Annotated in this window: 6 protein-coding genes; all 6 read left to right on the top strand. The window is 34.9% G+C overall.

The features are described from left to right. Positions 1-238: 238 nt before the first annotated feature. Positions 239-580 (top strand): LacI family DNA-binding transcriptional regulator, encoded by a 342-nt coding sequence (locus tag AC1EUY_RS12675; protein ID WP_480195916.1) that lies wholly within the window; start codon positions 239-241, stop codon positions 578-580. A 115-nt stretch (positions 581-695) separates the two neighbouring features. After that, positions 696-4,724, top strand: coding sequence for a hybrid sensor histidine kinase/response regulator transcription factor (locus AC1EUY_RS12670; RefSeq protein ID WP_480195915.1), 4,029 nt, complete (start codon positions 696-698; stop codon positions 4,722-4,724). A gap of 331 nt (positions 4,725-5,055) precedes the next feature. After that, a complete protein-coding gene (locus AC1EUY_RS12665) occupies positions 5,056-8,166 on the top strand; it encodes a SusC/RagA family TonB-linked outer membrane protein (RefSeq protein WP_480195914.1) in 3,111 nt (1,036 codons plus the stop codon). Between the two features lie 10 nt (positions 8,167-8,176). After that, positions 8,177-9,655: a RagB/SusD family nutrient uptake outer membrane protein gene (locus AC1EUY_RS12660; protein ID WP_480195913.1), complete on the top strand. Its 1,479-nt coding sequence runs from the start codon at positions 8,177-8,179 to the stop codon at positions 9,653-9,655. Positions 9,656-9,920: 265 nt separating this feature from the next. Next, positions 9,921-13,280, top strand: a complete 3,360-nt coding sequence (locus tag AC1EUY_RS12655; protein WP_480195912.1) for a VCBS repeat-containing protein — start codon at positions 9,921-9,923, stop codon at positions 13,278-13,280. Continuing rightward, the gene (locus tag AC1EUY_RS12650; RefSeq protein ID WP_480195911.1) at positions 13,277-15,826 is read left to right on the top strand and encodes a glycoside hydrolase family 5 protein; all 2,550 of its coding nucleotides are present in this window, start codon (positions 13,277-13,279) and stop codon (positions 15,824-15,826) included. Before AC1EUY_RS12655 ends, AC1EUY_RS12650 begins: the two co-directional genes overlap by 4 nt.

The following is a 15,826-nucleotide window of genomic DNA, read 5'->3' as shown; positions in this document are numbered from 1 at the left end:
TAGAGCTACAGCACAGAAATATAACGCCTTAGGATTAGCCGATTATGCGGCTATGGAAGCTTTTGTAAGATATCATTTTTAATACATGACTTTAAAAAATCTATTATAGAAATTCGATAAATCATTGGCGGAAACAGAAATGATAATTTAACACCTATAAAATGATGTAGCTTACTTAGGTGTTTTGTTAGTAAACTTAAATATAAGTTAATGAGATTGCAATTTTTTGATTAAAAAGATGGTAGAAGTACAACCAAATATAACTCTAAAACAAATTGCCAGTATGTCTGGGTTTTCTGTGTCAACGGTCTCTAAAGCTCTGAATGACAGTTTTGAGATTAGTGAGTTAACAAAGAAGAAAATAAAAGAACTTGCAGTTTTATATAATTATGTTCCGAACAATTATGCAGTTGCTTTAAGAAGTAAAAAGACAAATACTATTGCAGTATTATTTCCAAAGTTCAGCTCTTTAAAATATGCGGAAATATTAGAAGACGTTGATGAAATTATTCAAAGGAATAAATTAATCAAAAGTGAATTATTAAAAAGAACTCTTTCAACAGGTTCGTCTTCTCTTTAAAGGCAGAAAATAAAACTTTGAATTACATAATTTACCTTTAATTTGTACATAAAAGAAATTAATAGACAGACATTTTGTGAAACCTAAAATTCTATTTTTTTTACTGTTGATTAGTATGGCTCAGTGTTTATGGGGTCAATTCCAGCCCTATTTCAGTCAATTAAACAGGACAGATGGCTTATCTAACAATAGGGTAAATTGTTTTGCTGAAGATAAGTCTGGATTTTTATGGATCGGAACTAAAAATGGACTAAACAGGTTTGACGGAAAGCACATAAAGATTTACAATGCAGGTAATAGCGATATCCTTTCGAATGACATTACCGATATCCTTATTGACTATGGAGGTGCTATGTGGGTTTCTACACTCGATGAAGGACTCTTTCTTTATGATGAAATAAAGGACATCTTTCATCAATATTCATTAAAACCCGATAACAATAGCCAAGGTATTTCCTCCAAAAGTTTATACAGCCTATTCGAAGATACAGAAGGAACTATTTGGATTGGAACTGATAATGGCGTATATCAATTAAACAAGAAATCTAACAGCACACGATTTTTCGGATTTAATAATAATCAAAGTTTTGATAAAATAATCGTTACAAGCTTAACTGAAGCCTCTCAAGATCATTTATGGGTCGGAACACATGGAGGTGGTTTAAAGCTTCTTAATGTTAAAACCGGAGTGTACCAATCAATACAAAATACCAACCAAAACTTTAATGTTGATTTGATCTACTGCCTTGTAAAATTGGATTCAAAAGCATTGTTAATTGGGACTAATGGCAGTGGTTTGATTAAAATGAATACTAATACTCATAAATTTTCTGATTTTTTTAAAAGTATAGTTCCAATACAAGAGAAAAAAATAAAAGTCGTCAGATCTCTTATAACAGATAAAAACAACGATGTATGGGTTGGAACGGACGGAAACGGGATACTACATTTAAAGAATATTGGAGGAAAAGATTTTCACGCCACCAATTATGAAAAAAAAGGATTGGGTCAACATTCATTATCAGGAAATGCCATAGTTAAAATCTTGGAAGACACCCATAACAATATTTGGATAGGAACAGCATGGAATGGTGTCAATGTTTTAAAGCAAAGCTCTAAAGTTGAGATTGCTTATAGTGACATTGCCGGCAAAGACCTTAAGGGCGTTTTATCTATTTTAAAGGCTCCTGATAAACTGTTTTTTGGTACTGACGGTAATGGAATGACCTTATACAATTACAGAACAAAGGGAATTGAACACTATTTTACAGGACAGAATAACTCGCTAAGGGCTGACTATATACAACAGATTACACAAGCCAAAGATAGTTCGCTTTGGTTGGGCACGTTTACCGACGGATTACTCCATTGTGATAAAAGGGGGAAACTAATCAAACAGTATAAACATGATCCCAACAACCTGGAATCTATAAGCTATAATGACGTTCGTTCAATAATTGAAGATGAATATGGTAATTTATGGGTGGCAACCTGGGGAAGAGGACTTAATTTTTTTGATCGAAAGACTGAAAAATTTAGGCATATCACCGATTCAAAAAGTTCGGGTAGGTTATCCAGCACAGATAATATAGTCTCGATGTACAAAGACCAAAATAATATTTGGTTGGCAACTTTTGGTGGCGGACTCTGGGTTTATAATAGTTCTGCTGATGAGTTTGTCAATTATCTGTTCGATGATAAAAAGGAGAAATCATTAAGCACCAACAATTTGTATTCAGTTTATAAGGACTCCAAAGACTATATATGGATTGGGACAGCCTCAGGAGGTGTTAATAGGCTAAACCCAAAGATCAAAGAGTTTGAAAGGTTTACCGATACAGTTTTTTTTGAACATAAGACCATTACAAGTATCATTGAAGATGACCAACAAAGAATTTGGTTTGGTTGCCAGGAAGGGGGGATTATTAGTTACGATTATAATATCAATAGTTTCAAGAATTATCCTGAGTTGACTGGAGAGTTTCATATCAACGCTGTTTTTAAAGACCATTCCGGATTTCTTTATTTTGGAGGGGTTGATGGTGTAGTCCGTATTGACCCAGAAACTCTTGGTTATAAAAAAGAACATCCTGTAATTAAATTAACAGATTTCAAGTTGTTCAATAAGAAAGTTCCGATTGAAGAAAACGGAATTCTTAGAAAGAACATCGCTTTCGAGGATAGAATTGTTCTAAACCACGATCAAAATGTATTGACGCTTCAATTTGGGGCATTGCAATTTCCCTCTTCTGTCAATAGGCAATATGCGGTTAAAATGTTGAATTTTGATGAAGAATGGAGAGATATTGGAAAAAGTACAGAAGTAACCTATACCAACCTTAACCCAGGAGATTATACGTTTATGGCTAAAAGCAGGCAAAATTCTATGCAATGGGGAGTAGATGTCAACCTTCTTGAAATAAAAGTATTAAAACCACTATGGTTGCAATGGTGGGCATTAGTACTGTATGGAATTGCATTTTTGTGCCTGCTCTATTTGTTTAGAAAATATACCATATCATGGGAACAGATGAAAAGCAACCTTGAAATAGAGAAACTCAACCATGAAAAAGATATTGAAGTCTATAATATCAAACAACGGTTTTTTACCAATGTATCCCATGAAATAAGAACCCCAGTAACCCTGATTTTAAGCTCATTGAACAAAATTTTACAGTTCGATGAGATTAAAGGCAGTAAGTTGAAAAATTCGGTTGATACCTTAAAAAAGAATAGCCAAATATTGCTAAACTTGGTAAATGAGCTTCTTGATTACAGAAAACTGGAAAATGAAGATATTAAGCTGAAGGTAGTACAAGAAGACTGGGTTTCTTTTTGCAAAGAGATATATTTGTCTTTTAAAGAATTAGCTGCCCAAAAAGAAATAGATTTTACGTTTGAATCTTCAATAGAAAAAATACCTCTTTGGTTTGATGAAAACCAAATGGAAAAAGTATTGTACAACCTATTAACCAATGCGCTAAAATTTACGCACAAAGGAGGGTCAATAAAAATAACATTGTCAGAGACCAAAGATGAGGCTATCTTGATGATTGAAGACAAGGGGACAGGAATGTCAAAAAGGCAACTGTCAAAAATCTTTAACAGTTTTTATAGGGCGGAAACAACCGGCACTATACATGGTTTTGGGTTAGGATTAACCATTGTAAGAGAAATCATTTCGTTACACCATGGAAAAATTTTGGTAGATAGTGAAAAAGGCATGGGTAGTACGTTCACTATTAGCTTGAAGAAAGGAAAATCCCATTTTAACAGAGGGGACTTGGCAGGAGACACTGTTAAAACAGAACGCATTGAAAACTATGTTCTTCATGAAGACAATGATCTGAAGAACCCGCAACCATTGAATTTAAATATTGCTAAAAATGAAAAACAAACGCTGTTGGTCATAGAAGACAATACCGATATTAGGAGCTATATCACCGATTTGTTGTCTAATAGTTTCAGCATATTACAAGCAGGCAATGGTAAAGAAGGCCTTGAAATAATACATAAAAAACAACCCGATTTGGTGATATCAGATATCATGATGCCAATAATGGATGGTATAGAATTGACAACTAGTGTCAAAACAGATATGCAGACCAGCCATATACCCATCATACTACTTACTGCCAGGGCATCAACAGTACATATTATTGAAGGTTATGAACATGGTGCAGACGACTACATTGTAAAACCGTTTAATGAGAATGTACTGTATGCAAAGATTAGGACACTCCTGAACAACAGAGAGCTCTTAAGAAAAAAATTTGATGTAGACAATTTGATCCTCCCCAGTGAATTGAATGTTAACCGTTCAGACGAAGAGTTTTTATCTAAAATCACCCATATTGTTCAGGAAAATTTAGATTCCGATGGTCTGAATGCGAAATATATTACCTCCCAAATCGGAATGAGCCATTCCATAGTTTATAAAAAGCTAAAATCGCTCACTGGAATGAATTTGGTTGAATTCATCAGGGACTATAAACTTAAAATTGCAAAGCAATTAATTGAAGAAAAAAACTATTCTGTTACTGATGCCTGTTATAGGGTCGGTTATTCCGATAGGAAGTATTTCAGCAAACTATTTAAACAGCGCTTTGGCAAGAATCCTTCCGACTTAAAGAAAAGTATCTAAACATAAACCTCACAAAAGTAGTTTAATCTACAGCATAAATATTTACTGGGACTGTATATGAAAATTTTTGTGCAAGAAAAAGGTATTTATTACATATGTTAAACGAATTCACCCCCCTTTATAAATTGATTTTTACACCATTTGTTGCTATATAAATATAGTAATTGCAGTTATAATTTCATATTTATTTGAGTTAGTTTAGAATTGGTTCATCCTTAAGGGAGTAGAGTTCAAATCTCCCTTACGGTTGAATTTTAATCAAACTAACATAAAGAGATGTTCATTACTAAAAACAATAACTTACCTATCAAATCACTAGCTTATGAAACAAATGAGTACAATTTTAAACATTATTAAAATCATCACTTGTGTGATTTTAATGAATTTCGTGGTACTGCCTGCTTATGCAGGTATTGATAGCGAAACAATGCAACAAACGGAAATAAAAGGAACTATAACAGATGCTTCTGGTCAACCCTTACCAGGAGCAAGCGTAATCGAAAAAGGTACATTAAACGGCACAACAACCGATTTTGACGGAAACTTCTCTTTAACAGTTAGCAATAATGCTGTTTTAGTGGTTTCTTTTGTTGGATATACTACTTTAGAAATCATTGTGAACGACCAAAAAGAACTAACCATTGTGTTAAATGAAGATGCCTCACAATTAGACGAAGTTGTTGTGGTCGGGTATGGTACTCAAAAAAGGAGCGATATTACAGGATCTGTAGGTAGCATAAAAGCAAAAACTATACAAGAACTCCCCGTTGACCGTACAGACCGGGCTTTACAAGGACGTATTGCTGGTGTGAATATTCAGAATAATGATGCATCTCCAGGAGGGCAAACAACTATAAGAATTAGAGGAGCCAATTCCATAAATGGGGGTAATGACCCTTTAATTGTGGTTGATGGTTTTCAGGTAGGTGTCCAGAATTTTGCGTCTAATGTAACGCTTGGGAATAATTTAAATTTAATTCATCCTAATGATGTTCAATCTATAGAAGTTTTAAAAGATGCTTCCGCTACTGCAATTTATGGTTCAAAAGGAGCAAATGGTGTTGTATTGATTACAACTAAAGGATCAAGATATGGGAATAAAACTTCTGTGGGTTATAGTACTTTTTTGAGCATTAACAAGGTTAGGGAAAAGCTTGATTTATTAAATCCTGTTCAATACGCTGAAACCGTAAATGACAATAGAACAGAACTAGGAGGGAGTGCTATTTTTTCTCAGGCTGATATTGATGAATTTAGATCAGGAACAGGAACAGATTGGCAAGATGCTATATTTAGAACTGGAATTACACAAAATCACCACTTTAATGTAAGTGGTGGTGCTGATAACATAGCATTTTATTTATCGGCAGAGTTAAACGATCAAAGAGGAATTGTTTTGAACTCTTCATACAAACGTTATGCCTTGAGACCAAATATAAAGTTTAATATAAATGATAAGTTAGACATTGGTATAAGAGCTTTTCTGTCAAGAGAAACAGAAAACCCAACAATTCAGAATAGTTTTGGAGGAAGCCCTATTTATTCAGCGCAGGTGTTTGCACCAGTAAAACCAATTTTTGAAGCAGATGGGAATTATTCATTGCCAGGAGGTGGCTTTGGTCCAACTATTAACTTAAACCCTGTTGGTCAGGCTGTTGAGCCTGTTCTTGAAAATTTTATAAATACAACTTCTATTAACGGAGATGTAAATTATGAAATTATTGAAGGACTTTCATTTAATGTAATGGGAGGGTATAGATTGGTTGACTATGAAAACAATAGCTTTACTAATGCAAGGGTAAATCAAACACCTGGAACCGAGAAAGCGTCTATTATTAATGCGCGATTCATGACATTACAAAATACAAATACCTTAACTTATAATAAGGATTTTGGAGAGCACAGTTTAAAACTTACAGGTGTCTTAGAGCAACAATTCGAAGAATATAATGAGTCAAGCTTAGCTGCGACAGGTTCGTTAATTAATACAGGAACTTTTAATAATGTAGGAGTTGGAGATTCGTTTGATACGCCTAGATCTATCAGACAAACCCGAACTTTGTTATCTTATATGGGAAGAATTAACTATGGTTATAAAGGTAAATATCTAGTAACACTAACAGCAAGGTCTGATGGAGCTTCAGTATTTGGAGCAAACAATAAAAGAGCATTTTTCCCTTCAGCGGCTATCGGGTGGAATATTAGTAAAGAAAGTTTCTTAGAAGATAATCAAACACTAACTGGTTTGAAATTAAGAGCAAGTTGGGGGCAAGTTGGTAATCAGGCTATACCGCCATTTACATCTTTACCAAGGCTAAATGCTGGCGGAGGTGCACGTTTTATTATAGATGGGACTAGTCTGTCAACAGGGGTTAATATATCACCTCAAGCTGCAAACCCAGATTTAAAATGGGAGACCACCACACAACTAAATATTGGTTTAGATGCCCAATTCTTTAAAGGAAGAATTCAAGCTAATTTTGATTATTATAACAAAACAACAGAAGATTTATTACAGCTGGCCAACCTTCCTAATACTTCTGGTAGTACAGAGGTATTGAGAAATATTGGAGAAGTAGAAAATAAGGGTTTTGAAATATACTTAGGGACAAGGCCTATTGAAGGTGAATTTTCATGGGATACAGGGTTTACATTTGCTAAGAATAAAAATGAAGTTATTGACTTGGGGGAAGAAACAGAATTTTCGATTGGCAGTGCTCCAGTACCTGGTTTTGAAAATTCTATATGGTTGCAAGAAGGACAGCCAATAGGTTTGTTCAGGGGTTACCAGTATGCTGGGGTTTGGACAACTGCGCAAGCGGCGGAAGCAGTGACTTTTACCGATGCAAATGGAAATCAATTTTTCCCTGGCGCTCCTAGATTTGTAGATCAGAATGGAGATAATATTATTGATAATCAAGATATTGTAAATATTGGTAATGCTCAGCCTGATTATATTTTTGGCTGGAACAATTCATTTGTATATAAAAATTTTGATTTGAATATTTTTATTCAAGGAGTTAAAGGGAATGATATTTTCAATGTAGCAAGATTAAGAACAGATACAAGTTCTGGAGATTCTGACGCCACTAGTGCAACTATCCTTAACAGGTGGTCTACTACTAATGAAAATACAAATGTCCCTTCATTCAGCGGATATGACGCATTTCCTATACGTAACTCTAGTAGATGGATAGAAGATGGTTCTTATATCCGTGTGAAAAATATTGCTTTGGGCTATAATTTTCCGCAAAAGGTTTTAGAATCAATTGGCATTGCTTCGCTCAGAATCTATGCTACAGGAACAAATTTGTTTACTATAACCGATTATTCTGGGTATGAACCCGAAGCAAGTACTAGTGTAGATACGTTTGGCGGAATTGATTTAGCAGCGTTTCCGTCTCAAAAGACATATACTATAGGTTTAGATGTTAATTTTTAAAAAAAAGAGTATGAAACTAAATAAGATTTTTTATTTATTGTTAATAATATTGGCACTATCAATATTAAATAATTGTGTAACATTAGACGAAGAGCCTGAAGGTTTGTTATCACCTGAAAACTTTTTCCAAACTGAAGCTGATTTTGATGCAGCATTAATTGGGGTAACTGCACCTCTTTGGGGAGGGTGGAGTGCTTATGACTTTAATTTTGGATCAGTACAAATACCCGCTTCTGGAGCTGATGATGTAGGGAGCGCAGCTGATGTGTTTGCAGCTTTCGAACGTTTCAATCCAGATCCTAATAGCAGTATAGTCGCTAATGTATGGAGAATACATTATGCAACAATTAATAATGCAAATGCCTTAATAAGTAACAAAGACAATGCTAATGGTATTAGTGAAGAAAAACTAAATGCTTTGGTTGGACAAGCACAGTTTTGGAGAGCCTTTGCATATTTTCAATTGACACAATATTTTGGTGAAGTACCTATTATAACAACTGAAAATCAAGGAAATGCAGATACTGTTGGGCAGTCTTCTGTGGCTGATATTTATGAAGTTATAACTCAAGACTTAATAGCTGCTGAAGCTAATCTACCCGCTAGTTTTCCTGAAAGAATTAGACCCACCAAATGGGCAGCTAAATCGTTACTTTCTAAAGTATATTTAACCAAAGCGGGATGGCCTTTAAAAGATGCTTCAGCATTACCTTTAGCAGCAGCAAAAGCAAAAGAAGTTATAGACTCAGGAGTTTATTCTTTAGAAGCTGATTTTAAGGATTTATGGTTAGAAGTAAATAATTTAACAAACAGCGAATATATTTTCTTTTTTAAAGGTTTGGATGGTTTTCAGAATGGAGAATTCTTCTTTGGAAGTCATTATCATCATGCTTCAAGATCTCCTAAAGAAGGTGGTTGGGGAGACTGGTTTAGTGAAGCATCTTTTTTCAATGCATTTCCAGATAGTTATAGAAAAGAAATCTCATTTACAACAAGTTGGCCAGATGGAACATCTTTCCCAGCAGACGTCTCAACACCATTTGCGGCCAAATATAGAGATGGGGGTGTTATAGGTTATGATGATACAGATTTAACTGGAGTTCCAGGAGACGGAAGAGGTGCTTATGTACATATGCGCTATGCCGATGTTTTATTAATTTATGCTGAAGCTGCTGGTAATGGCACTACAGACGCTATAGAAGCTCTAAATAAAGTAAGAAGAAGGGCTAATAATCTACCGATCAATACACCTAGTGCTTCAGTTGATTGGCCTTCAGTAGGTCCTTCAGATTTTGAAAGAGCTGTGATTGATGAACGAGCCTGGGAACTAGCCTTCGAAGATAAACGATGGTTTGATTTAGTTAGAAAAGAGATGTTAGTCGAGGTTAAAGGAGTTGAATATCCTCATATTAGCCAAAAACATGCATGGTTGCCGAAACCTGCTAATGAGGTAGCACTCATTGATGGTTTAGAACAAAATACATATTAAAATGCTATTGATATATTATTGATAATGAAATTTAGCTAAATAAATTAGAGGGTTTAAAACCCCTCTAATTTGCATTAAAGTACTACTTATGTTTATCTGCAACTTATACTAAAAATACTGGCAAATTTTTGAATTACACAGTAAGGTGCCAAAAAGATAGACTACTTATACAAAGTACTGTCGATCAATTTTCTAGAACTAAGTTTAAGGTAAATGTGTCGACAATTATAAAATACTATTTACATGGTAACATTGTTGTTTAGTTATGAATAAATATATACTTTATTTTCTGTTTTTAATTTTTCTAAAATCTTGTAATACGGAGAGTGTATCATATAGGCAGGAAGAAGAAAAGTTATTCACTGTACTTAGAGATAATTTCACAAACATAAAGTTTAATAACTTATTAGACGAAACAACCTATATGAATGGCTTTTTTTATGAGTACTATTATAATGGAGCGGGTGTCGCTACAGCCGATTTTAATAATGATGGTTTAATTGATATCTATTTTGTAAGTAATAAAAGATCCAACCATTTATATCTTAATAAAGGAAATTTAAAATTTCTAAATGTTACAGAAGAATCAAATGCAAAGGGCGGATTTGGTTGGCCAACTGGAGTTACAGTCCTAGATATCAATAATGATGGGCTAATGGACATATACATATCAAAATCTGGAAGAATACCCAATCCAGAGCATCGAAAAAACGAATTACTTGTAAACATGGGAATCAATGAAAATGGCATTCCTCATTTTGAAGAAAGAGCAAAATTATTTGGTTTAGATATTGCGGCACAATCTGTTCAGGCAAATTTTTTTGATTACGATTTAGACGGTGATTTAGATATGTTTCTTCTTAACCATGAACTAGATGTATATAATGATAAAAATATTATGCTTTTAGTTGCTCAAAAATCAAAGTATACTGGAGAAAAGTTATATAATAATGATAATGGGACTTTTAAAGATGTCACTCTCAAAGCTGGTATTATAAACAACAGATTGGGTTTTGCATTAGGATGTTCCATTGGCGATGTTAATAATGATGGCTGGCCAGATATTTACACGGCACATGACTATTCAGAAAAAGACCATCTTTATCTTAACAATCAAGACGGAACATTCAAAGAAGTATCCTTACAAAGTTTTGGCCACGTTTCCAACTTCTCAATGGGGAGCGATATAGCAGATGTAAATAATGATGGCTTATTAGACATCATGTCATTAGACATGATGGCACAAGACAATTATTCCCAAAAAACCAGTATGAGCGGTATGAACACTAAAAAGTTTGAGAATATTGTTGACTTGAATCTACATCACCAATACATGTATAATGCCTTACAAATTAATAATGGTGTAAACCCCAAAGATAGTATTCCTTTATTTTCTGATATAGCAGAATTAGCAGGTGTGAGTAGTACAGATTGGAGTTGGTCTCCCTTACTTTTTGATATGGATAACGATGGTTATAAAGACATCTTTGTGTCAAATGGAATTAAACGGGATTTTAGGAATAATGATTTTGCTATATATAAAAAAGGGAAGCAAGAGGAGGTAAAGAGTACAGGGAAACTAGATAAAGAAGCATATATTAATGACCTTTTAGAAAAAATGCCCACTCGGAAACAAGAAAATATTTTCAAACTGAACAATAAGGACTTTACGTTTCAAGACATTCAATTCAATCAGCCTAAAACAAGTTCAAACGGGGCGGCCTATGCCGATTTTGACAACGATGGTGATATAGATATTGTGGTCAATAATTCAGATGACAAGGCATTTATCTATAGAAACAATTCAGAAGGCAACAACTATGTTAAAATAAAACTAAAAGGTGCCGAAAAGAATAAAAATGCCCTTGGTGCCCAGGTACGTATAAAAACAGGAAACCGCCTTCAACTGGTAGAAAACCATTTCTCAAGGGGGTTTCAATCGGCCATGGCTGATGCACTCCATTTTGGCCTAGGTAGTGAAAAACAAATAGATACCCTTACAGTCAGATGGCCAAACGGTGAGTTGCAGTATCTGTTTAACGTAAAAGCAAATCAAACTTTAAACATATCGTATAATTCAACAGGAAAGTTTGTTCCACAAAAAATAGAAAAAAAACAAACCTTGTTCAAGGATATTACAGATGCATCGGGCATTTCATTTAAGCATGAGGAAAATTATCATAACGATTTTGAGACCGAATCACTGATACCCCATAAAATGTCCATGATGGGGCCTGCACTAAGTGTTGCCGATGTGAACAATGATGGTTTGGAGGATTTCTTTATAGGAGGCGCTAAAGACCAGGCAGGAGTACTATATATTCAGACATCGAATAAAACATTCATAAAATCGAATACAACAGCATTTGAAAAAGACAAACAACATGAAGATACCGGAGCCCTGTTTTTTGATGTCGATAATGATGGCGACCAGGATTTATATGTAGTGAGCGGTGGTAATGAAGAAGTACCCAATTCCGATTTTTATAAAGACCGTTTTTATGAAAATATAGGCAATGGACGTTTCAAAAAATCAGGCCATGGTATTCCCAATATTACAACAAGCGGCCTAAAAGTGACGGCAGGAGATTATGACGGCGATGGCGATTTGGATCTCTTTATCGGTTCTCGTGTCAAACCTAGGCATTATGGGCATTATTCCAAAAGTTATATTCTGGAAAATCAAAGTACCAAAAAAGCTATAAAGTTTGTTGACAAAACAGAAATTATTGCTCCCGAACTTACAAGCTACACAATGGTGACAGATGCCCTGTGGATAGATTATAATAAAGATTCAAAATTAGATTTGATTGTAACCAACGAATGGGGATCAGTTGATGTGTTTAAAAATGAGAATGGTGGTTTTATAAAACGGACTGAATCCCCAGAATTGGCCAAACAAAAAGGATGGTGGTACAGCATTGCGGCCGATGACCTTGACAATGATGGCCATACCGATTTCATTGTCGGGAATTTAGGCTTAAACTACAAATACAAAGCCTCACAGGAAACCCCTTTCTATATGTATTTAAATGATTTTGATAAGAACAATTCCGAGGATATTGTATTGGCCTATCATGAAGATAAAAAAGTATTTCCATTAAGGGGTCGTGAATGTAGCTCCAATCAAATGCCTTTTATCAAAGAAAAGTTCAAAACCTATGATGCCTTTGGAAAAGCAGAATTGGTTGATGTATATGGCGAAGGTTTAAACGAATCTGTAGCCTATGAAGTCACCAATTTCGCCAGTGGCATTTTTATGAATAATGATAATAAACAATTTTCATTTAAGCCTTTTGAAAATGAGGTACAAATATCATCCATCAACAAAATTCTTGTAGAAGATTTTGATGATGATGGCCATAAAGATTTGGTGTTGTTTGGTAATCTTTATGCCTCTGAAGTAGAGACCCCCAGAAACGATGCCAGTTATGGACATTTTTTAAAGGGTGACGGACAAGGGAATTTTAAAACAGTTTCTGCTCAACAATCCGGACTGTATGTAAAAGGCGACGTAAAAAATGCAATGATAATACGAATCGGCGAAAAAAACAAAGGAGATACCGCATTGTTGGTGGCCAAAAATAATGATGCGCTGCAATTCATAAAAATCATGAAGAGATGAAGTATAAAACCACATTAATTATTGTACTTCTTCTTTTGAGCCGAACGGTACTTTCCCAAACCTATGTGGATGACAATGGCATTTGGAGATGGAAGGAAAATAACACAGCATTGGCATTATACGGGATAAATTACACCTCTCCTTTTGCCCACTCTTATCGTGCGCACGAACAATTGGAAATTGACCCCAAGGAAAGCATTGACAAAGATGTATATCACTTTGCACGATTGGGGCTGGATGCTTACAGGATACATGTATGGAACTGTGAAATAACAGATGAAAAAGGCAATTTATTACAAAACGAGCATTTGGAATTGTTCGATTATTTATTGTTTAAGTTAAAAGAGCGAGGTATTAAGATTGCACTTACTCCTATGATTCACTTTGGGAATGGATATCCAGACCCTTCAGAAAAACGCGATAGTTTCAATGAAAAATATACCATTCATGAAATTTTTACCAATAATGATGCTATTAAAGCCCAACAAAACTATCTGAAACAATTTTTAAACCATATAAACCCATACACACAAAAAAGTTATGTAGAAGATGAGGATATAATAGCTATTGAAATACTGAACGAACCCAACCCAGAATTAAAAGAAGACAACAGCTATATTACGGCATACCTCGACCAAATGATCGATGCCATACGCTCCACAACTTGTGATAAACCCATTTTTTACAATGTTACCCGCAACAAGGCTTTTTTAGAACCCATTTGCAAAGCACCAATTCAAGGTACCAGTTTTCAGTGGTATCCAACGGGGTTGGTAGCACAACATGAAATAGAAGGCAACTTTTTATATAATGTAGATACGTATAATATTCCTTTTACGGAAAACCCGTTGTTTGCCAGCAAAGCCCGTATGGTCTATGAATTTGATGCAGCAGATATGGGCGCTTCTTATATGTATCCCGCCATGGCGCGGAGTTTTAAAAGTGCTGGTTTTCAATGGGTCACCCAATTCTCCTACGACTCCTTTGGTACGGCAGCTTACAATACCGAATACCATACACACTATTTGAATCTGGCCTATACCCCTAAAAAAGCCATAGGTATGCGAATTGCATCAGAGGTCTTCCATAAACTTCCCTTAAATAAAAGTTATGGCATCTATCCTGAAAACAAAGTATTTGATGTATTTAGAATAGATGAGACTGCCGATTTGGCTGAAATGCTTACCGATAAAAAATTCTTTTATACCAATACAACTACAAGTTTACCGCCAAAACCTGAACAATTGAAACACATAGCAGGAGTTGGCAGTTCCGCTATCGTGAATTATGACGGTACGGGAGCCTATTTTTTGGATAAAGTAAAAAAAGGCGTTTGGCGATTGGAAGTGATGCCCGATGTGTTTTACGTAAAAGACTCCTACAAAAGGAACAATCTGGAGGAAAAAGTAACTGTCATAAAATGGGAAAATCGCTCCATGCAGGTTGATGTTACGGATTTGGGCAGTTCCTTTAAGATAAAAGGTATCAACGCTGGAAACACCTATCAATCGGAAACCAAACAAGGTAAATTTTCAATAGCTCCAGGTACATATTTCTTATATACGGTTGATAGTAATACACTACCGGCAACAGATCAAAAATTTGGACATATTGTATTAAATGAATTTGAAGCTCCGGCTGCATCGGTAGATGACATCTATGTAAACCACAAACCATTAGTTGACATTGAAGAAAATAGAAGTATTGCTATATCAGCAGAAATTATTTCGCCAACAAGTTTAGGCGAAGCCTATATCCAAATTGGTACAAATGGTCAAAAAATACCCTTAAGACATCAAAATGCGTTTAATTATGAAGCCGTTATTCCATCAGGATCGTTAGAACAGGGCATTTTAGATTATCATATTGTTGTGAAAGACAATGGGAAAATAAAAACTTTCCCTTCAAAAGCAAACCAACTACCATCAGATTGGGATTTTATAGCCGATGAAGCCTACCAAACTCGTATTGTAAAAAAGCAAACACCCATAGTTTTGTTTTCTGGAGAAGACTGTATGCAACGTATGGTCATACCGCATATGGAAGACGGTATTGTATTTAAATATGAGGTAAAACCAACTAAGACATCGGGTAAAGACGGTTTTTATATATGGGCAGACAGTTTAAATCAAGACCGACATGTAGTAACAGTACGTAGCTACTTTGTTGATAAATTAAAAGGAAGAAGCAATTTGCAAGAAAAAAGTGAGCTCATAATTTATACAGCTTCCCTAACTGATGATATCATTCCTGTCCAATTTGGTCTGATACTAAAAAATGGAGAAGTCTTCGGTAAAACGATTAAACTGACCAAAGAATTTAAAAAGCATTCTATAAAACTGAACGAACTCAAAAAGAGTGCGGTGGCCTTGCTACCACGACCACACCCCGCGTACATTGATTATTGGAAAAATATTGATGATAAAGGGGCTGTGTTTGATATCAATCAAATAGAATCCATTCAAATTTCATTCGGTAAAGACATCGCAAAGGAGAAGCGGAATCGAAAAACAGGGATTGTGATAGAAAAAATACTGTTGAAATAA

Source organism: Maritimimonas sp. 2210JD6-3, from assembly GCF_056591795.1.
This window is presented reverse-complemented; position numbering and strand designations above follow the sequence as displayed.